Origin of the sequence: Psychrobacter sp. AOP5-GZ1-6, assembly GCF_052376345.1 — a bacterium.
Taxonomy (GTDB): Bacteria; Pseudomonadota; Gammaproteobacteria; order Pseudomonadales; family Moraxellaceae; genus Psychrobacter.
In genome coordinates, this window is the sequence record NZ_JBQSVP010000024.1 from 15,445 (window position 1) to 36,708 (window position 21,264).

At 41.2% G+C, this 21,264-nt stretch carries 14 protein-coding genes and 2 tRNA genes; 15 read left to right on the top strand and 1 reads right to left on the bottom strand.

Annotation, left to right across the window (positions count from 1 at the left end):
* Positions 1–50 precede the first annotated feature (50 nt).
* Together metG and ACT3RN_RS05255 are read left to right on the top strand one after the other, a co-directional pair.
* A complete protein-coding gene (gene metG, locus ACT3RN_RS05250) occupies positions 51–2,144 on the top strand; it encodes a methionine--tRNA ligase (protein ID WP_192520351.1) in 2,094 nt (697 codons plus the stop codon).
* Between the two features lie 102 nt (positions 2,145–2,246).
* Positions 2,247–2,513, top strand: coding sequence for a hypothetical protein (locus tag ACT3RN_RS05255; protein WP_444518516.1), 267 nt, complete (start codon positions 2,247–2,249; stop codon positions 2,511–2,513).
* 204 nt (positions 2,514–2,717) lie between these two features.
* On the opposite strand, the gene ACT3RN_RS05260 is transcribed toward ACT3RN_RS05255, so the two are convergent.
* Positions 2,718–3,107, bottom strand: a complete 390-nt coding sequence (locus tag ACT3RN_RS05260) for a hypothetical protein (protein ID WP_192520350.1) — start codon at positions 3,105–3,107, stop codon at positions 2,718–2,720.
* A gap of 267 nt (positions 3,108–3,374) precedes the next feature.
* On the opposite strand from ACT3RN_RS05260, the gene ACT3RN_RS05265 reads away from it, so the two are divergent.
* From ACT3RN_RS05265 to ACT3RN_RS05325, 13 genes are all read left to right on the top strand, one after another.
* Positions 3,375–4,424 carry an ABC transporter substrate-binding protein gene (locus tag ACT3RN_RS05265; RefSeq protein WP_192519552.1) on the top strand — a complete coding sequence of 350 codons (1,050 nt, stop codon included), beginning with the start codon at positions 3,375–3,377 and terminating at the stop codon, positions 4,422–4,424.
* 106 nt (positions 4,425–4,530) lie between these two features.
* Positions 4,531–5,568, top strand: a complete 1,038-nt coding sequence (locus tag ACT3RN_RS05270) for an ABC transporter substrate-binding protein (protein ID WP_192519551.1) — start codon at positions 4,531–4,533, stop codon at positions 5,566–5,568.
* Positions 5,569–6,071: 503 nt separating this feature from the next.
* Positions 6,072–6,971, top strand: coding sequence for an ABC transporter permease (locus tag ACT3RN_RS05275; RefSeq protein ID WP_192519550.1), 900 nt, complete (start codon positions 6,072–6,074; stop codon positions 6,969–6,971).
* A gap of 31 nt (positions 6,972–7,002) precedes the next feature.
* Entirely contained in the window at positions 7,003–7,797 is a 795-nt protein-coding gene (locus ACT3RN_RS05280; protein ID WP_192519549.1) for an ABC transporter ATP-binding protein, read from the top strand.
* Positions 7,798–8,377: 580 nt separating this feature from the next.
* Entirely contained in the window at positions 8,378–10,747 is a 2,370-nt protein-coding gene (locus ACT3RN_RS05285; RefSeq protein ID WP_192519548.1) for an FdhF/YdeP family oxidoreductase, read from the top strand.
* A 187-nt stretch (positions 10,748–10,934) separates the two neighbouring features.
* Complete coding sequence (fdhD, locus tag ACT3RN_RS05290; RefSeq protein ID WP_192519554.1) at positions 10,935–11,867, top strand: formate dehydrogenase accessory sulfurtransferase FdhD; 933 nt, start codon at positions 10,935–10,937, stop codon at positions 11,865–11,867.
* Between the two features lie 857 nt (positions 11,868–12,724).
* Positions 12,725–14,395 (top strand): sodium:solute symporter family protein, encoded by a 1,671-nt coding sequence (locus ACT3RN_RS05295; RefSeq protein WP_263972659.1) that lies wholly within the window; start codon positions 12,725–12,727, stop codon positions 14,393–14,395.
* Between the two features lie 107 nt (positions 14,396–14,502).
* The gene (locus ACT3RN_RS05300) at positions 14,503–14,637 is read left to right on the top strand and encodes a putative transporter small subunit (protein WP_225739189.1); all 135 of its coding nucleotides are present in this window, start codon (positions 14,503–14,505) and stop codon (positions 14,635–14,637) included.
* 198 nt (positions 14,638–14,835) lie between these two features.
* Positions 14,836–14,909, top strand: a tRNA-Cys gene (locus ACT3RN_RS05305).
* A gap of 124 nt (positions 14,910–15,033) precedes the next feature.
* Positions 15,034–15,120: transfer RNA gene (locus tag ACT3RN_RS05310), tRNA-Leu, on the top strand.
* 163 nt (positions 15,121–15,283) lie between these two features.
* Positions 15,284–16,645 carry a tyrosine-type recombinase/integrase gene (locus tag ACT3RN_RS05315; protein WP_192519547.1) on the top strand — a complete coding sequence of 454 codons (1,362 nt, stop codon included), beginning with the start codon at positions 15,284–15,286 and terminating at the stop codon, positions 16,643–16,645.
* A 98-nt stretch (positions 16,646–16,743) separates the two neighbouring features.
* Positions 16,744–18,765 carry an McrB family protein gene (locus tag ACT3RN_RS05320; RefSeq protein WP_192519546.1) on the top strand — a complete coding sequence of 674 codons (2,022 nt, stop codon included), beginning with the start codon at positions 16,744–16,746 and terminating at the stop codon, positions 18,763–18,765.
* A 45-nt stretch (positions 18,766–18,810) separates the two neighbouring features.
* Positions 18,811–21,219 carry a DUF2357 domain-containing protein gene (locus tag ACT3RN_RS05325; RefSeq protein WP_192519545.1) on the top strand — a complete coding sequence of 803 codons (2,409 nt, stop codon included), beginning with the start codon at positions 18,811–18,813 and terminating at the stop codon, positions 21,217–21,219.
* Positions 21,220–21,264 lie beyond the last annotated feature (45 nt).

Below are 21,264 nucleotides of genomic sequence, written 5' to 3' on the forward strand. Positions count from 1 at the left end.
CTAAGACGTTTGATAATCAACCCGTTTATATAAAAATATAGGTGATAAAAGTGCGTGAGATTTTAGTAACCAGTGCGCTGCCCTACGCCAATGGCTATATCCATTTGGGGCATCTTGTAGAATATATTCAGACAGACATCTGGGTACGTGCGATGAAGGCACAAGGCCATCAGGTCACTTATGTCTGTGCAGATGATGCACACGGTACCGCCATCATGCTAAAAGCAGAAGCCAATGGCGTAACGCCAGAAGAACAAATTGCGTCCGTAAAAGCGTCACATGAAGCTGATTTTGCCAAATTTTTAGTCAATTTTGACAATTATCATTCTACTCACTCAGAGGAAAACAAGCATTTCTCTGAATTGATTTATCGTCGTCTTAATAGTGCTGGACACATTAGCACAAAGGATGTTGAACAATTATTCGACCCTGAAAAGAAATTGTTTTTAGCCGATCGATTTGTCAAAGGAGAATGCCCTGAGTGCGGTGCCCTTGATCAATATGGTGATAACTGTGAAGTATGCGGTACTACCTACGACGCTACCGAACTTAAAAACCCACATTCAACGCTATCTGATGCCACACCAGTCCTAAAGACCTCAAAGCATTATTTCTTTGATTTGCCTGAGTTTGAGCAATTCCTAAAAGACTGGACACGCAGTGACAACCGCTTGCAAACGTCAGTGGCAAATAAATTGCAAGAATGGTTTGACGCTGGCCTTACCAGCTGGGACATCTCACGTGATGCACCTTATTTTGGCTTTCAAATTCCAGATACCCCAAGCGATGAGCCAGACAAATACTTCTATGTATGGCTAGATGCGCCAGTCGGCTATATGGCAAGCTTTAAAAGCCTATGCGACAAACGTGAAGGTACTGAGCAAGCGCTTGATTTTGACCGCTACTGGGCACAAGAAAACGAGAATAAAACCGAGGTTTATCACTTCATCGGTAAAGACATCGTTTATTTCCATGCCTTATTTTGGCCAGCTATGCTAGCTGGTAGTGAGTTACGCACACCAACTGGTGTTTTTGCCCACGGCTTCTTGATGGTCAATGGCGAAAAAATGAGTAAATCACGCGGCACTTTTATTAAGGCCGAAACTTACGCTGAACACTTACACCCTGAGTATTTACGTTATTACTTCGCCAGTAAGCTGTCTGACAAAGTAGAAGATATCAACCTTGATTTAGAAGACTTTATGCAAAAGGTTAACTCTGACTTGGTTGGTAAAGTAGTCAATATCGCCAGTCGTAGTGCAGGGTTCTTGGTTAAGAAATACGATGGCATGCTATCGGATGTTTGCGTCGAGTCAGAGCTATTAGAAGACATTACTAAAACGGGTGATGAAATCGCGGTCGCTTATGAAAACCGTGAGTTCTCTCGCGCCATGCGCTTAATCATGCAGTGTGCAGACAAAGCCAATGAATATATCGATGGTAAAAAACCTTGGTCACTTGCTAAGCAAGAAGGTACTGAGCAAGAAGTTCAAGACGTCTGCTCGGTCGCTATTAATATTTTCCGTCAATTGATGGTTTATCTCGCGCCAGTATTACCAGAACTGACCGATAATGCTAAGGGCTTTTTAAACGTAGACGACTTAAGCTTTGCCAGTCGTAATGAGTGGTTACTAGGTCATAAAATCAATAAGTTTAAACCATTGATGCAACGGATCGAGGCAAAAGACATTGAAGCAATGATTGAAGATTCAAAAGCCTCTCTCGCACAAGCAGACGCTCCAGCTGTGTCCGATAATAGCAAGCCTGCCGTAAAAGACAAAGCGCAAACAACAGACGTTGATACTGAGCAAGCCGATTATATTGGTATCGAAGACTTTGCCAAAGTTGAGATGAAAGTAGCACACGTCTTAGAGTGCAATCATGTAGAAGGCGCGGACAAGCTTCTACAGTTTACGTTGGATGTTGGTGAAGACAAGCCACGCAACGTGTTCAGCGGTATTCGTAAGTTTTATGAGCCTGAGCAATTGGTTGATAAAAAGGTCATTTGTGTGACCAACCTTGCCCCGCGTAAGATGAAATTCGGTATATCAGAAGGCATGGTGCTATCAACTGGTGAGCCAAAGACGGGCTTGACGGTCGTTACCTTACCGGATGCTTGTGTCGTTGGTGATGTACTCGCATAAGATATATCTGCCTAAAAAGAGCTGACCTAATCCGCATAACTGTCGTGCTGAATAAGCTATCTTGCTGAATAACGGAGAACAACATTGGTATTGCTTAGGCTTTTGGCAGATATTCTCTTTTATTTGGCATTAGGTTTAATCGCTTATTGGTTTTTTACAGCAGATACGACCGCACTCTGGGTGGCTATCGGTAGTGGTGTGTTTAGTGCCATACTATTTATATATACTGCGGATATCAGACGCTCGCGACGCAGCAGTCGTTTAGATCCTTCGAGTATATGGGATTGGTTATATTTTATAGATATAATAGAGATTCCTTTTTATATAATTGGCTGGCTATTCCGTAGTTTATGGCGAGTCTTTGATTAGCGTTTGTTGAGCGTTCAAATACACAAAAAGATGCCCTAAGTGGCATCTTTTTTATTGCATTAAGATAAGCTAATAACGATAGCAGCGAATTACAATTATTTAGCATTCACATATTGACTCATAACTATAGTCTGTTGAACATTCAAATATGAGGGTTGCTGATTGCTACGCTGTAGGCTTTAATGCTTAACTATGGGTAGTCGCTCAATGTGTGTCTAATAGCGACTGCTCTCTCAATTCATTTAGCTCTACTTTTTTTAATTCTGCTTTTATTTTTTCGTATGCTTCTGTTTTTTTAATGGCTTCTGCTCTAGCTTTGTATGCATTAGCTTTTGCCGTTTCTGCTACTTTCGCAAGAGCTTCTGCTCTAGCTTCGTATTCATCAGCTGTTGCTTTTGCTAGCGCTGCTTCTGCTTCTGCCATAGCTACGCTGGCGCGCGCGTCTGTGCTAGATTGTTGGGCTTGTTCCATAGCATATTCATTATTGGCATTTGCTACTCCAAAAGTCAGAGCGGTCAAAACTATCACACCTGATAGGAGTGTGAATGATTGGTTTAATAATCTCATAATATTTACGACCTTAAATTTTTTCAAATACGATCATTAGGCAAGTTTGCTTTATTTTAACCCAGTTAGTGATTCTTTATTTATATTAATAATAATCAACTTTCCAAATATGGCTATGACTAAGACTCCTTAATTTTTTATTGCGATAAGTTACATTGCTGTCATAATATAGCCATCATGATCATAAAATTGATCACCCCAATGTTAGCCTACTATCGCAGAACTGACATCACAGAACTGATACTGCTGTCATTCGGCTAACCTGCATTCTCTAACCTATGAGCCAGACTAATAATGACCATTACTTCTACTCTACGCTTAAGCCTGTGCAGCGTTGCTATTGGTGCCATCAGTACTCTTGGCCTAATAGGCTGCTCAAATACCGATGATACCGCCACAGCCAATAACGCTGCCACATCTGACAAGCCCGCCAAAACATTGGCCATCACTCAAATCGTCGAACACCCTTCTCTAGATGAGATGCGTCGCGGCATCATAGATGAGTTAGCTGATAATGGCTATATCGAAGGTCAAAACCTAACGATTAACTTCCAAAGCGCACAAGGAAACACAGCGACTGCGGGTCAGATTGCCAAACAGTTCGCAGGAGACAATCCAGATGCCATCGTGGCAATCTCAACACCTTCTGCTCAATCAATCGTGGCCTCAACCAAAACTGTCCCCGTCATCTATACCGCTATCTCAGACCCTGTTGCCGCAAAGCTTATCGATGCAAATGCGGTACCTATCCAATCTAATGTGACAGGCTTATCTAGTGAGCTTCCTATTGCGCCGCAGTTAGACAATATTCAAAAAATTGTACCCAATGCTAAAACCATAGGCTACGTCTATAGCCCAGGTGAAATTAATTCTGTAGTGGTACTCAATCAGCTTAAAGAACTTGCACCAGCACGTGGACTTGAGATATTAGATGTGACCGCCAATCGTCCAACGGATGTTGCTATGGCAACACGCAGCCTCTCTGGTCGCGCTGATGTTATTTACACCTCTTTAGACAATAATGTCGTCTCTGGGTTTGAAGCCATGGCAGGTGCCGCCAATGAGCTAGATATTCCAATTATTGCCTCAGATGAGTTTAGTGTGAGACGCGGTGCTACTGCGGCACTTGGTGTCAATGACTATGACTTTGGTCGTACCACAGGCAAGATGGTTTATCGTGTGCTCAATGGTGAAGCTATCAATACAATCAAGCCTGAAGTCATGAATACTTTAACTTTATACGCAAGCCCAAAACACGGTGCAGAACAAGGCGTAAGCTTGACAGATGACTTGTTAAAAAATGCCATCAATGTTGATAAAGAAGCGCAGAGTACTGATAAGTAGTACTAACTTAAGTAACACTTTGCCATCTATATAAATGATGTGCTTTAACCTTTATTTACCCATTAAATAATGTATGGACACATTATTGCTTTTAGGAGTGAGACCCATGTTGTATCAAAACCGTTTTGGTCATTTTAATTTTAGTAAGGCACTATTATTAGGCGGCGTCTGTACCGCTATTTTGACTGGTTGTAATCAATCAGCACAAGATACTGTTAGTGCTGACAGTGCCACTGGCGATGCCGCAACAGAGATGAAAAATGTCGCTATTACAGCTATTGTTGAGCATCCAGCGCTTGATGATGTACGCAAGGGTGTCATCGATGAGCTAAATGAGGCGGGCTTTAAAGACGGTGAAAACCTAACCGTTAATTTCCAAAGCGCACAGGGTAATACTGCAACAGCTGGGCAGATTGCCAAACAGTTTGTGGCAGACAGCTCAGATGTTATTGTTGCCATTGGTACACCATCAGCACAGTCGGTTGCAGCTGCTACCAGTACCATTCCTTTGGTATTCTCTGCTGTGACCGACCCAGTCGAAGCCAAATTGGTACCTAAATTAGATGGTTCTGGTACCAACGTCACAGGCGGCTCTGATGCGCTTCCTTACGAGCCACAAATCGAGTTAATGCGCCAGATCATTCCTAACCTCAAAAATGTGGGTTATGTCTATAGTCCAGGCGAAGTAAACTCAACCATTATTCTCAAAAATCTAAAAGAAAAGCTAACACCACTTGGTATCAATGTGCTTGAAGCCCCTGCCCAGCGTAGTAACGATATTCCAATGGCAGCGCGTAGTCTAGAAGGTAAAGTCGACATGATTTACACTTCAACAGATAACAATGTGGTATCAGCGTATGAGTCACTGTTTCAAGTAGCCAAAGAAAGTAAAATCCCACTCATTGCCTCTGATACTAGCTCAGTTGCACGTGGTGCAGTGGCGGCATTAGGCGTTGACTATTATCAATTGGGACGCGAAACAGGTAAAATTGTCGTGCGTATTTTAAACGGCGAAAAAGCAGGCGAGATTCCAGTTTATACGCCACAAGCACTTAATTTATATGTTAGCCCAACAAATGCCACCGCTGAAGGTATCACATTGCCACAAGCCGTTATCGATAATGCAAAAGAAGTGGTAGAATAACGCACTTTTATATTTGGCCTATAATACAGCCATAAATAAACATTTAAACAAGAAACCCAGCTATGAACCAGTAGGCTGGGATTCTTGTTTAAGAGACTGTTGTTTAAGTGATTTTTTTAAATACTACTGCTTAAACATTTTTATTTGGCTTATTTATAAAGCACTTAGTCAATATCAAGTATGTTGTGTGCTTTCTAAATGAGCTATCTTTTATATCAAAGCTTTGAACCAAGGTAACTTATGATAGTCGTTCATCGTGACATGTTTTGGTTTACCCTAACCGCAGATTGCTTAATCTGTTAAATTCACCGCTTAGCTGTTTAGCTGATATTCATTGATACAGTCAGTTCAAGATAATTGAGATACAAAGCAGACGAGTGAAAGTACTACAATTAGTAGACTAAACAAGCTTGATGCCGTATCTGATTTATATAGGATTGATTAGAGAATATATCACTAGAATATTATTCACTAAACGCTTGGTTATGACTTACTGATCTCTTATGTCCTTAATTGCTTTTTTTGGTGCGCTTGAAAGCGGTCTAATTTATGGCCTCGTTGCACTTGGTGTGCTGATTTCGTTTCGTACGCTAGATTTCCCCGACTTAACCGCTGATGGTAGCTTTCCACTAGGTGGTGCAGTCGCTGGTATATCCATCATCGCTGGTATCAACCCATGGCTAGCCTGTGCGTTTGGCATGTTGGCAGGCGCAGTCGCTGGTATCGTCACGGCTTGGTTGCATGTCAAACTTGGTATCCTGCAACTGCTTGCCAGTATTTTAGTGATGGTGGCGCTTTACTCTGTCAATTTACGTATCATGGGCGCACCAAACTTACCGCTATTGGGTGAAACTACGGTGTTTAGCGCCTTGGTGACCGATGGCAATGGTTATTGGATGCGTTGTTTAATTATCGGTATGGTTGTGCTGCTGGCTATGCTGTTTTTAAACTGGTTTTATAGTACCGAATCAGGTCTGTCGATGCGTGCAACTGGCTCAAACCTAAGAATGGCTCAGGCTCAAGGCATCAATACCTCATGGATGACCATCGTCGGTATGGCAGTCTCTAACGGTCTGATCGCACTAGCAGGCGCCCTGTTTGTACAGACCCAAGGTGGCGCAGACATTTCTATCGGTATCGGTACAATTGTCATCGGTCTAGCAGCGGTCATCATCGGCGAAACCATTATACCTGCCAAGCGTATCTGGCTGATTACCTTTGCTGTGGTCGTCGGTGCTGTGCTGTACAAGCTATTTATTCAGGTCGCGCTATCGAGTGATACGCTGCGTAGTATTGGCTTTGGCCCGCAGGATTTGAACTTGATTACAGCGCTACTCGTGGTATTTGCCTTGGTATTGCCAAAAGCGAAAAATAAATTCTTAAGTCGTAAAGTTCGAGCTTAATGTCAATGTGCAACCATAAGGAATAATGATTATGATGCAAGCTACAGATTTGCGGTTGACCTTTAATCCCGGAACGCCCATTGAAAACCCTGCACTACGCGGTATCAATTTAAACATTGCAGATGGTGAATTTGTGACTGTCATCGGTACCAATGGTGCTGGTAAATCTACTTTTTTGAATGCAGTAAGCGGTACTACTCGCGTAGATAGTGGCAGTATTTCATTGAACGGTATTGATGTCACCAAAAAAACAGCACACCAACGTGCGCATTGGGTTGCCCGTGTGTTTCAAGATCCAATGGCTGGAACTTGTGAAGCACTCACTATCGAAGAAAACATGGCACTGGCTTATAAGCGTGGTGGCAAACGTGGTTTAAGTTTTGCACTCAACCCAAGCAACCGAGACTTATTTAGAGAAAAACTCTCCGTTCTAAAGCTTGGACTAGAAAACCGTCTGACCGACCGTATGGGTCTATTATCCGGTGGTCAACGACAAGCCGTCAGTCTACTCATGGCATCGTTACAGCCCTCTAAAATACTATTATTAGATGAACATACTGCGGCACTTGACCCCAAAACAGCTGCTTTTGTACTAGAGCTGACTGATAAGATTGTAACGGACAATAAGCTGACCACAATGATGGTCACACACTCGATGCAACAAGCATTAGCGCATGGCACACGTACCGTTATGCTGCATCAAGGCCAAGTGGTATTAGATGTCTCTGGTGATGCTCGTAAAGGTATGACTGTGCATGATTTGCTAGATATGTTTGAGCAAACACGCGGCGAAAAAGTCGAAGATGACAGTTTGATTTTGAGTTGATTTATAAAACAATCACATTTGAATTCTAAAATAAAAAACGCCCTGTAAATGGGCGTTTTTTTATGATTACTTTCATAGATATAAGTATTTTGAATATTCAGAATTAAGCAATACTAACTTTTGAAGCAACTCACTGACATGCTACTACTCAAAGAGCACAGAAATTGCGTGCACGGTCTGTGTTGTTAATAATATGAGCGATAAGCAATTCTGGCGTAATGCCTGATGAATTATCAGATAAATGACTATTTTTATCTTACTGGTATCAAACCCTTTTATTATAAAAAACCTTTAAGGAAACTAATCTTTCTTAAAGATTTTTTTGTTATCATAGTCAACGGTCTAAAACAACTAGCACGTGTCCTCATTAAAAAAGACAAACTGTAGCCAAAAAATGTAGTTCAGCAAAGACTGTAATACCGATATATTAACGAAACGACTTAATGCAGTTTGGCAAGCAATTATCGATTTTTAGCTTATGTGAAGTTTCATACTCAAATTGAAGACACGCCCTAGCAACCCCTTATATCATATAAGTGTTATACAGCTTAGTTATTGCCATTTAACTGTGAGGTCTGTCATGCGCAAAATCCCTATATACTCTCATCCTGCTGCCGGTTGGCCTGCACTATTTTCTTCTACTCGTAAACTAATGGATTACCAGACTTTTTTGCGTGGTAGTGCCAGTGTATTCCAAAGTAACCAACCCAAAAGTGGCTTTGATTGTCCTGGTTGTGCTTGGCCCGACCACAAATCCCATAAAGCCATCGATGTTTGTGAGAATGGCATCAAAGTACTTGCCAGCGAGACCATGACCAAAAAAGCCGATGCTGCATTCTTTGCACGACATACGGTCACCGAACTACAAGGATGGTCAGGCTACGAGCTAGAACACAGTGGCCGGTTATCCGAGCCATTATATTACGATGCCACACAAGATCGCTATGTCGCTATCTCTTGGGAGTCTGCGTACCAACGTATCGCTGAGCAGTTTAAGCTACTAGCTTCACCAGATGAGGCACTTTTTTATACCTCAGGCCGTGTCACCAACGAACCTGCCTTTATGTACCAGCTGTTCGTACGCTGTTTCGGTACCAATAACCTACCCGATTGCTCAAACATGTGTCACGAGCCCACCTCGGTCATGTTAGGTAGGCAGTTGGGTATTGGTAAAGCAACGGTCAAGTTAGAAGATTTTGAGCAAGCCAAGCTGATATTGATGTTTGGACAAAATCCAGCGACCAATCATCCACGCATGCTAGAAATGCTTGCTCACGCTCACGAGCAAGGGTGTCGAATCATCTCGATTAACCCCATGCGCGAACAAGGTCTAAGTAAATTTAGAAATCCGCAGAAGCCCACACATATGGCAGCAGGTCAAAGCAATGACATGGTCGATGAAGTGGTTCAACTTCAGATCGGTGGGGATGCGGCATTATTGACAGGTATCGCTAAATGGCTGATTGAAAACGATAAAATCAACTATGACTTCATTGCGACCCATACTTCAGGGTTTGAACCATTAAAACAGTGGCTTACAGAGCAAACATGGGCGGATATAGAGCTCGGTTGTGGTATTCCTCAAGCGGAAATCATCGGTCTGGCTAAACTGGTCGCTGACAGTCCAGCGACTATCTGCACATGGGGTATGGGCATCACCCAACACGTACAAGGTGACGACAACGTAGCAATGATTACCAATCTATTATTACTGATGGGAATGATTGGTGTAGATGGTGGCGGTGCATCTCCTGTCCGTGGTCACTCTAATGTGCAAGGCGACCGTACCATGGGTATTCATGAGCGCCCCGCTCAAAAGCTCCTCGACAGTCTAGAACGAGTATTTGAAAAACCTATGCCGCAAAAACACGGCTTCGATGTGGTAACAGGCGCAAAAGCATTAATTGACAGTAAAATAAAGATATTCATGGGCATGGGAGGTAATTATGCCGTGGCAGCACCTGATACCACTGCCATTCAACAAGCATTGACCAAAACACAGCTTAATATCTTTGTGGGTACCAAGCTCAATGAAACCATGCTATACCCAAGCTCAAACAACCTTATCTTACCTTGTTTAGGACGCAGCGAGCGCATCATCACTGATAAAGGTGAGCAGTTTGCCACTATCGAAGACTCCATGTGTCAGATTGTACCAACACAAGGCAACCTCAAACCTGTCAGTGACACATTAAAGTCTGAATCGCAAATTGTCGCAGATATCGCAACGCACGTACTTGGCGCTGACTCGTCTATTCCTTGGCAAGCAATGAGCGAAGACTTCGACGTCGTTCGTGACTATGTCGCCCAAGCTATCGATGGCTTTGAAGACTTTAATCAACGTATTCGTACTACTGAACGAGGCTTTCATTTGTACCATTCAGCCCGTCATCGTGTATGGAATACAGATAGTGGCAAAGCACAGTTTGAAGTGCCGCAATATCCAATTACCTATGTCGCTGCACAGATGGCAGAAACGACATCTGTCTTTAATGAGAGTCAGAACACAGATAGCAGCAACCCTGTACAAGACAACATAAACGGTAACGTAAAAAATAACGAGCAAAAAATTTGGCAATTGACCAGTGTCCGCAGTCATGACCAATTCAACACTATGATTTTTGGGTTTAAAGATCGCTATCGTCAAGCCAATCGCCGTGATGTTTTGTTTATGCATCCCGATGAGATAAGCCGTTTAGGTTGGCAAAAAGGAGACAGCGTCATGGTGACGCGGTACGCTAGTCCAAATAACACTGACCAACCTCGCATACTTGGGCCACTAGTATTGACTGAAATGGATATTGCGTCCAACGCCGTTGCCGCTTATTATCCTGAATGCAATGACTTGTTTGACTTGAACACCCATGCACCAGATTCGCATATACCAGCGTATAAATCGACGACGGTCGTCCTGCAACGCGTCGATGCAAGCACGGCTGAGCCTGCATAGTAAGTGATAAATGGGTCGTCAAATAATGACAATGTTCGTGATAAAGACGCCGAAACAATACTGTTAGTAAGATAATATACGAACCATGATGATGACTAAAAACCCTGTCAAAGATAATGAGCGAACCAGTAAGCAACAGTATGAAAGCAAGACAGTGGAAGTAACAAAGACAGCCATAAATAAACCTATGTCACCACTGGTTCGTACTCATTTGTCGCAAAAGCATTCTTATGCATCAGCCAGTCAAAACGGTGATAATATCGATGGAGCACATATTGATTGTCAACCAGCTAGCCTCGCTGTAGAGGCTGCGGTTGCCATCATTATCAATGGTATTCACTACGCTGTACTGATGGCCAGTCCTCATCAACTAGAGTATTTGGCTGTTGGATTTTTATTTAGCGAAGGCCTAATCCAGCACAGCCACGAACTGCTCGATTGGGAGGTCACTCAGCTGACCGATACCGTAAGCTATAAGCCTGTCACCTTTGAGAAAAACACCGTTGATCTTGAACCTGAAAACCTCGAACAAACCTTAAAGCAGTTACAAGACTATGATATCTATATCGTCGAGCTAGTATTGAATCAACGCTGTCATCAGCGTATTCAAGCCCAAAAACGTCAGCTCGCAGGGCGTACAGGTTGCGGTATGTGCGGCATCACTGGATTGACACAGGCACTACCCGATTTGAGTGCCTATATCCAAGACAGGGATAAAAACCACTCAAATAATAAACCGACCATACCCAGTCTAGATTATTTATTGAAAATGCGACAACAAGTTGATGCCACACAGCATACGCATCAATTGACCGGCGCTGTGCATGCCGCCGCCACGATGCATAATGACCAGTTATATCTATTTGAAGATGTGGGACGCCATAACGCCCTTGATAAACTGATTGGTTGGCAGCTACGACAAAAAATCGATATCGACTGCGTTCTAATGACTTCACGGTTATCGATTGAGCTGGTGCAAAAGTCTGTGCGCGGACGTATACCTTGGTTGATTGGCATGTCTGCGCCTACTAGTACGGCTGTACGTGTCGCTGAACGTTATGGACTAGGTTTGGCAGGCTTCTTACGTAATGACAGAGTGACTTACTATTCAGGTATCTGACCCTTCTAAACATTATGGTTATAGTCGATTCAATAAATGTTCAATACAAAAACTAAAATGTGTCCTCAGTACAAATAATAACTTTCCAAACCATCTCATTACTTCTCACCCCTTCATGCCTATACCTTCCACCACCACCTATTTATAGCTAGCCTTAAACCTCCGATGTTAAGCTATTCTAGTTAAGGTCTCAACATTATCATCGGCTTGTGTTGGGTAAAATTTTAGCGATCAACAGCCCTACTATTTGAATATTTAACAGACCCTGATAAATATCGTCTAAAATTTGAGGTTAGAGAGATAATAGGTTACCCTTACCTCACGAACACGTTACATACAATTAACAGATCTGTCTTTTTTATGATGCTACCTCTATTGTGCTGACAATTCAGACCGCACATTGCTTAGTATGTAAATGACAGATGATGCATCAATTGCAGTAGTCAAATGAAAATCGCTTAACTACTGCGTATTACAGCTGATAAGGCTGTCTAAACCTAGCTCAAGTCATGTCACCATGGCTTAGTGCCTATTCGTAATTTTGCTATAGACGCTCATCATATGAGCCTTCTCTAGCACTCAGCTACCTTTGTGTATGCATATTAATAGCGTGGTGGTTTATCCATTAACTCATGCCTATTAAGAGTAGCCCCTGTCTCTTTGATTTAGCACGATGTGAGTCATTAAGACAGCGGCACAACACTTAGCATTTGCTTATCACTATCGTTGATGTTTTTGCTATTTATCTTAGCCACATACATTTCACTCAGTATGAGAGTTTGTAGGCTTTATTATATTCCGAAAGGTTTGGTATCTTTAATTTTACTAAACTTTATTAATCCAAACAATTGCGAGGTATGAATTTGAAAACTGAGTCATTGTTCCAATTTTCATCATTAACCATTATTTTATTGTTGTTAGCATTTTATGGCGGCACCTACCTACTGTCTTTATTAATCAAAAAAGACAAAGAAACGACTTCTGGTTTTATGGTCGCAGGTCACGGTGTTGGCTTTGGTATGGGTGCAGCTAGTATGACCGCCACTTGGATTTGGGCGGCATCATTTTATGCTGCTGCTACCTCCGGCTATAAATATGGAGTGTCAGGGCCGATACATTATGGCTTTTGGGGCGCCTTAATGATTTTGTTCATCTACCCTTTTGGTATGCGCTTTCGTGAGTTGGCGCCAGATGGTCATACCTTAGGTGAACTCATTCACGCCCGTCATGGTTCATCAAGCCAATTAATTTTAGCAATATCCAATATTATGGGCAGCTTAATTAGCTTGATGGTCAACTTTACCGCTGCTGGAGCCTTAGTTTCAGTTTTGTCACCATTATCATTCCAAACAGGGGTAATGATCGCAGGTATCGGCGTCCTAAGCTATACGTTAACGTCAGGGTTTCGCGCATCCGTCTTCACTGACTTTGCTCAATTAGTCGCCTTGATGGCCATTGGTGTCGTCATTATTCCGGCGGTACTATTTTCTATGGGTGGACCTGAGGTGATGGTTGAGGGACTGTCCAATCTTACACTGGAGCAGCAAAATTTCTTTTCTTCTGAAGCATTTTTTCAGCAAGGAGCACCTTATTTTGTTGCAGTATTAGCATACGCTATCGGCAATCAAACCATCACTCAGCGCTTATTTGCAATTGACAAAACTAAAATTAAAGCAACTTTTGTCACTGCTACTGTTGGCTATGCTGGTATCGTCATTGGCTTGGGTATGATTGGATTAATGGCGGTCACTATAGGTATCGAGCCACTTGATGGCAACATGAATAACCTGATTCCACAAATGGTTAGTACCTACCTGCATCCTGTCTTTATTGCCTTATTCTTTATTTTAGTCATTGGCTCGCTATCCTCAACGGCTGACTCAGACTTGTCAGCGCTCTCAACGATTATGATGGCGGATGTCTACGGCAAAAATATTGCTAAAAAAGGTAAAGTTAAACCCAAAACTATGATGCTTGTCGGTCGTAGCACGATGATTGTCGCAACAGCCGCAGGACTGATTTTTGCCAGCTTTAAGCTCGATATTTTAGTAATGCTAGTCTTCGTTGGCGCATTATGGGGTGCGATCGTATTCCCTGTCATCGCCAGTGTGTTCTGGAATCGTGTGACCAATACCGCATTTACTGCTGCTGTCATCGTCGGACTCCTCTTATTCTGTGTGGCACGCTTTGAATTAATACCTATTACGGGGTTCACAGCTCTATTCTTTGAAATATTGGCTAGTGTCGGTGGTGCTGTCGTTATTGGGTTGATGGTCTTTGGCTTTTTAGGTCGTAAGGTTGGCATGGGTGCCGCTGCGATTACGCTAGTACTGATGTTAATATTTGCCACTGGCTTCTTGCGTCAATACATGGTTTTACTCGCCTCACTGACCGCTTATGGCGCCAGTACTATCGTCTGTGTGATAGTCAGCCTGATGGGTGACGAACATTTTGACTTTGACTTAATCAAACAACGTGTGGGTGATTACGATAAAAAACCTGAGGCTTCACAAGTATCAAAGATTTAAATTGTGTTAACTAAAAACTGTCTTATATAAATAACCCTTAGTCAGTCTGAAAAACTTAATAGCACTGACTAAGCGTAAACTGCTAAAAATACTATAAGGATATAATTATGGATAACGTCTTTATCTACGGCACTTATATTTTAATCTGGCCCGCCATAACACTTGGTGTACTGATATTAATTTGTACCGCCACGTATCGTGATATCAAAAAAGCCAAACTTAATAATGAAGATATTGTTTAGTAAGTAGCACTTAATTTAATAGCGCTATCTTGTTTTATCTTCACTAGGAAGGTACATAGTGATGATAAATTAGGGCATTTATTGGCGTGAATAACCATAAATGATGGTGAAAAATATACAAGCTAGTAAATAATCTGTTTTTAATGAAAAAATGACTTGTAATTTACTATATTTTTGCTAATATAGGCGACCTTGATTGGCTGGATGGCAGAGTGGTCATGCAGCGGACTGCAACTCCGTTAACGCCGGTTCGATTCCGACTCCAGCCTCCAATTATTTATTAACTTTACGTTAATTTAAGCTTGCATTATTATCATAACTGACTATAATAGCGAGCACTTATCTAGTAACTAGATGGTCTATCAGCTAGTTTACATATTAGATAAAACAAGTTTTGCCCGGGTGGTGAAATTGGTAGACACAAGGGATTTAAAATCCCTCGCTAGCAATAGCGTGCCGGTTCAAGTCCGGCTCCGGGTACCATTACATAGTCCTATACTATCTTATAGAACATCTAAAGCCCCTGATATCAGGGGCTTTGCTGTATCTGGCGTTCTATACTGTCTTTTAATATCTATTCCAATCCATGCATCTGATGTACACTACTATGTACACTGGTTTTTAAATGTACATTGGGGTGTCAGTTATGGAAGCACGCAAACCTATCAGTTCTGATCGCAGTATTAGCAGCCATAAAGCTAATGACAAAGAATATCTAGTCTCTGTCAAAAACTATCCCATGCTGTATCTCATGGTCAGACCTAACGGCACTAAGTCTTGGGTTTATCGCTACCTTTCTCCTACTCACTCAAAAAATAAACGTATATCGCTTGGCGTGTATCCAAACGTCTCGTTCGCTCGTGCCTGTGAAATCTGGCGTGACTATGAAGAGCTACTAAGTCGTAATATTGATCCCAAAGATTATCGTGAAGCATTAAAGAATAGTATTGTTAGTAAAACTAAAAACTCATTTAATCATTTTGCTTGGGAATATTTTGATAGCTTAGATCAGACTCAAAAAGGTAATACCTTAATCCGTAAGAAAGGTCGCTTAGAACTTATATGCTCATATATTGGTGATCAGCCTATCAGTGAAATAGATTCACCTAGAATGCTTGAGGTGCTATTAGACATCCAAGCTAAGTCATTAAACAAAGCTGGCAAACCCACAGATAAGGCTGAACGCTGTGCAGGTATTGCTAGCGACGTATTTGTCTATGCTGGTGCTCGCGGCTTCTGTAGTAGCAATCCAGCTGCCTTGATCAAAAGCCAATTGGCTAAATCGAGCTATGGTCATCGTCCTGCGATCACCAAACCTAAAGATTTAGCTAAGCTACTACGTGATATCGAAACTATAGAAGGTGACTTAAACACTATCAATTCTCTTAGGCTATTGGCGTTACTATTCGTGCGTAATGGCGACCTAAGGCGTATGCGCTGGGCTGATTTGGACTTGGATGTTGGCAGGTGGACTCTAAAGCCGCTCAAAGGACAAGGCAAGGTAAACATGGTTAAGGACATGGTCGTGCCCCTACCCCGTCAAGCAGTGGCTATCTTACGCGCGCAGCAGCAAATCAATGGTCATACTAAGTTTGTCTTCTACAGTGAGACAGCAAAAAAGCATCAGATCATCTCTGATGCGACAGCGAATAAGCGTTTAAAAGATTTGGGCTACAAGGACATTCATTGTGCTCACGGCTTTAGAGCGACAGCGAAAACCATCTTACAAGAGCAATTAAAGTATCCTCTCGTGCTTGTTGAGATGGCTTTGGGTCATACAACCAAAGATCCTAATGGCACAGCTTATGGTCGATTTGAGTACATTGACGATCGTAGTGATATGATGCAAAAGTGGGCGGATTATTTAGATGCACTGCGTGAAGGCAGAGATACGGCAGAGTTTAGAGCGGATTCTAAAGATACCGCTGATCCTAATGCCCAGCTGCAAGAGTTGATTGCTCAGTTTGGAGAGGATCAAGTGTTAGCTATGTTAAAAGACAGGAAATAAGACATTGATGTATTCTAATAAACCATAAATCACTTCAAGATTTAATAAATTATACTCTCTATCTAGTTGCACTTATAAATATAAAAAAGGTACATGTAATGCCATACATCTCTCTTGAGACTCTAGTTTCAGCTAGAAAAGATATTAAAGATACAGTATCAAAACCAGAAGAGTTTTGCGGTATTGTGCTGTGTCTAATCTGTAGTTGTGAAAGTAGAATTAAAGATAGATATTTGAAGGTTGATATGCAGAAATTCTCCAAATATGCGGACAATGCATTTTATTTTTCAGATACTAAAAAACCTTACCAACAAGGATTTCATTATATTTTACTGAAGCCATATTGGAGTAAAGGTCTAAAAGAAAGGTACTCAAAAAAAGGTCGCATATCTTTAAAAAGTTTCATGTACTCTTTGTATTGGAACGCTACAGAGAAGGAGATACTTACGTTACTAAAAAAAATTCCAGAAGATTTTAGGAATGAATTTTTTATAGATGATATTTCTACTACTGACTTCAATTGTCCTAAACCGATTCAAAGACAGGATGTACTTAAAATTACAGGTAACACCTTTTCTGGATCAGACAATACATACTCAAAAGAAGGACTCTTAAGGTTCGATAATATAATCATAAATAATAAGAGACCTGGGATCCTAATAGGTGGAAATCCTTTTGCTAGTGCACTCCTCTATAAACATGGCTCTGCAGGTATCACCGATATACTTTTAGCTTACGATTTTGATATTTTTAAAGGCTATGACTTTCTGCAAAGTGAAATAGAGGTTATTGACCAAACTTCAGAAAATATAACTTCAAAACTTGAACCCTCAAATAAAAAAGTAAAACCCATTAAAATTAATAGAAACTATGATAATAAAGCTATTTCAAAGCCTTTCCTACTCTTAGCTGGGATATCTGGCACGGGGAAAACCCGCTTTGTCCGTGACCAAGCTATACTCACAGGCAGTCTTGGCGATACTTATTGCCTTATCCCAGTACGCCCTGACTGGCATGAACCCAGCGATATACTTGGCTATACCTCACGCTTAGGCGGTAATGGTAACGCTGAATATATTACCACTGACGTACTACAATTCATTGCTAAAGCATGGCGTGCCATTATTGATGCAGGTCTTGAGCTAGAGTCTGAGGGTAACGGTCTCGCTGTCACAGGTGATAAAAGCGAGCTTAACCAAGTACTGCCTTACTGGCTGTGCTTAGATGAAATGAATCTAGCCCCTGTCGAGCAATACTTTGCTGATTATCTATCGGTTTTAGAGACTCGCGAATGGCAGTGGGAGGATGAACAATTCACTTATTGCTGCGATTCTCTTTTAAAGTCAGAGACCATCAAACAATTAGATGATAAAAACAAATTACGTGATACATTAGGATTTGCAGATGAGCAGTACGATGATGCTTGGGATTTGTTCTGCGAGCATGGGTTAGGTCTGCCCTTTAATTTAATCGTAGCTGGTACGGTCAATATGGATGAAACTACACATGGTTTTTCGCGTAAGGTTATTGATCGCGCTTTGAGTTTTGATTTTGGTGACTTTTTTCCTAATGAATTTGATGACTTTTTTGAGCCGAAGGTTACTCATAACGCCTTAAGCTACCCTATTGACTCTCAAGCCTCTATCGATAAGTTACCGCCGATAGATAGTGATGGTAGTAAGAGCATTGATTTTCTGAAATCAATCAATAAAGTATTAGATGATACACCTTTTCAACTGGCTTTTAGAGCATTGAATGAGCTACTGCTTGCTGTGATTAGCGCCTATCCTAAAGATGATAAGCAGCTGCAAGCTGTATGGGATGACTTTTTGATGTGCAAAGTATTGCCGCGCATCGAAGGAGATCATGACAAGTTAGCAGTTATAGATGATTCCGTTAGCAGTCATGAGAAGTCGTTACTCACAGAATTAACAGCTATCTTAAAACAGGAACTTGTTGATATTTGGTCTATGGAAGATGATCAAGATAAACTACGTCCTGATTTATATCGTAAAAACATAGATGGTAGCGTATTAAATATCACTTGCCGTAGCAAGGCTAAACTAACTTGGATGCAACAGCGTTTAGAACGTTCTGGCTTTACTAGCTTTTGGCCATAAAATCTTTTGTCGTAGAATAAATATAGTAAAACCAATGGAGCAGCAATGCCAGATCTGTTAAGGATACAAACCCCTAATTTTGAGCTGTCTATCTGGTGCAATGACATTGAAAAACGTCAAAAAACCTATCAGTCTACTTTAGAGAAACGTGAGGCTATCAGTAATCATAATACTCAACCATCTATAGTGCGCTTTTCTCCGCCCCTAGATATTCTTAACGCTGATTTTATGAATGAGCCTTTGGTTATAGAGGATAGTCTATCTTCTTCAGGCTTAGTAGAGTCTTTAGAGTTAGATAATTTTATCTTTTTTGAGAACCTTCAATATCAGTTTGAAGTTATATTTAATGGTGACGTGGAAGAAGCGTATCTGAGTCATCGTAGCCACGCTATCAACAAGAGCTTTCGGTTTATTGATGCAAATAAACAACGTTCAACACCAGCACGCTTAACAGGTACGATCAATACTGCAAATGATGTTGGTTGGCTACGTCTGCCCTTTAATTACACCAAGTCATCTCAAACCTTTAAAAGCACCATCGCTTTTGAAGTGCTACCTACTAAGATGAGTTTGCATGATGACTTACCAAAGATGTATCAAGCGATTGATAACGCCTTTCCACTTTGGCGATTTAGTTTGGTCGAAAAGATGGAACAAGATAGTGCGCAAACCAAACAACGCCATCAGTTTCCACTGCTTTGGCTGGCAAACTTCAGCCATTTGCGTCATCAACTGTCTCATGCCTTAAAGGTTGTCAGTCAAACACCGCATAGCCGTTTACAGGCTCAAACGTCTTATACCAAAGCTGCGAGGATAAAAGGCAAAATACCTGCGCGATTAGGAGCAAAGATAAAGGAAGATCTCGATAAGGGTATGCATGAACAGCGTTATCAAGTCACAAAAAAACGGCTCAGTGCTGACACTCCAGAAAACCGTTTTATCAAAATGGTTGTATCCACTACCAAAAAACAACTGGCTGATTTTGAGCATAAGCTTAGGCAAGATAATGAAAAGTCAGGCTCTCAAAGACTATCGCATGCATTCTTAGATGAGCTTAATCAGTGGCAACAACCCCTACAAAAGATGCTGAAACAAAGCTTTATGGCTAATGTTGGCGACTATAATGGTCATGGGCGAGAGTCATTGGTGTTGCAACAAAAGGTAGGCTACAGTTCAGTATATAGAATTTGGCAAGAGTTGAAGTTTTATTTGGATGTGTTTGATAATCAATCCAGCATTTCCATGAAGTCAGTTGCAGAAATCTATGAAATTTGGTGCTTTCTTACCTTAAGAAATATCTTAATAGATGAGTTGGGTTTTAAGGAAGTCGCTACTAAGAAACAAGAACTACAACTTAAGAATTTTTTTGAATATCAGCTAAAAGATGGATTTGCTGGTGCATTTAAATTTGAACGTGATGATGGCGTTAAAGCTAGATTGGCTCATGAACCACCATTTAACAAAAATACCAAAGCGATTCGAACCTATTCTGTCAGCCAAAAACCTGATATTTTATTAGAAGTTACTTTTCCTAACGATAGACGGTTTATCTGGTTATTCGATGCAAAATACCGTATTAAATCCACAAACAGTCAGTACGATGATGTCAACCAAGACATCGAAGCAACTGACTATGTACCTGATGATGCTATCAATCAAATGCACCGTTACCGTGATGCATTGATCCGCGTCAATGAAAGCAAACACAAAAACGGTGTAAATAAGAGTCGTCCTGTGTTCGGTGCCTTTGCGTTATATCCTGGCTATTTTGATCAAATAAGTAAAGCTAACCCTTATTCTGACACTATCAATGAAATAAGTATTGGTGCTTTTGCGCTATTACCTAGCCTAACTCAAAATAGTACAGACGCTGATAACAGCTGCTATTGGCTACTAAATTTCTTACGTCAAAATATAGGCAAACGCGTTTATAGCGATGTGCCAGATTTGTCGACCACTCAATACAACTCAAGTATGGAAGAAAATATTTACTTACAGGATGCTGCGCGTATTCCGTACGATGGTATGCGACAAATACTGTATCAAGATTTGACTCTAACGCTCACTGTAGATAAAAGTGATAGCGATTATAGTCTTGTTAAAGACGGTACTATCACGCTTTATACTTTACCTAAAGACAGTCTGTTCACTAGATATGACTACCATATTTTAAAAGAAGTTCGCTATTTAAGCTTAGCTATCTGTTCTGATATGGACTCTAACCGCTACAACTTTGAATATGTATGGCCTGTGAAAAATATGGTCGCACTCACAGACCATTTTATTTTTGAGCTTGATCAGCCTTTAAAATTACAAAGTAAAATCAATAACGTACCTGACTCTAATCAGCACTCCTTCAAATTGACCACTTTGAGCTGCTTACAAAGCGTCAGTGACTTCAACGATATTGAACCAGTATATCAAGAGTTCTGTTCCAAGATAACGGTCTCATAGCAGCCAATCGTAGCTTAATTCAAAGCAGCTATCATAATAAAATTT

Excerpts from the sequence above, each read along its gene's own strand:
- ACT3RN_RS05265 (WP_192519552.1), top strand. The coding sequence starts at position 3,375 with ATGACCATTACTTCTACTCTACGCTTAAGCCTGTGCAGCGTTGCTATT.
- ACT3RN_RS05270 (WP_192519551.1), top strand. The coding sequence starts at position 4,531 with ATGTTGTATCAAAACCGTTTTGGTCATTTTAATTTTAGTAAGGCACTA.
- ACT3RN_RS05275 (WP_192519550.1), top strand. The coding sequence starts at position 6,072 with ATGTCCTTAATTGCTTTTTTTGGTGCGCTTGAAAGCGGTCTAATTTAT.
- ACT3RN_RS05280 (WP_192519549.1), top strand. The coding sequence starts at position 7,003 with ATGATGCAAGCTACAGATTTGCGGTTGACCTTTAATCCCGGAACGCCC.
- ACT3RN_RS05285 (WP_192519548.1), top strand. The coding sequence starts at position 8,378 with ATGCGCAAAATCCCTATATACTCTCATCCTGCTGCCGGTTGGCCTGCA.
- fdhD (WP_192519554.1), top strand. The coding sequence starts at position 10,935 with ATGTCACCACTGGTTCGTACTCATTTGTCGCAAAAGCATTCTTATGCA.
- ACT3RN_RS05295 (WP_263972659.1), top strand. The coding sequence starts at position 12,725 with ATGAATTTGAAAACTGAGTCATTGTTCCAATTTTCATCATTAACCATT.
- ACT3RN_RS05300 (WP_225739189.1), top strand. The coding sequence starts at position 14,503 with ATGGATAACGTCTTTATCTACGGCACTTATATTTTAATCTGGCCCGCC.
- ACT3RN_RS05315 (WP_192519547.1), top strand. The coding sequence starts at position 15,284 with ATGGAAGCACGCAAACCTATCAGTTCTGATCGCAGTATTAGCAGCCAT.
- ACT3RN_RS05320 (WP_192519546.1), top strand. The coding sequence starts at position 16,744 with ATGCCATACATCTCTCTTGAGACTCTAGTTTCAGCTAGAAAAGATATT.
- ACT3RN_RS05325 (WP_192519545.1), top strand. The coding sequence starts at position 18,811 with ATGCCAGATCTGTTAAGGATACAAACCCCTAATTTTGAGCTGTCTATC.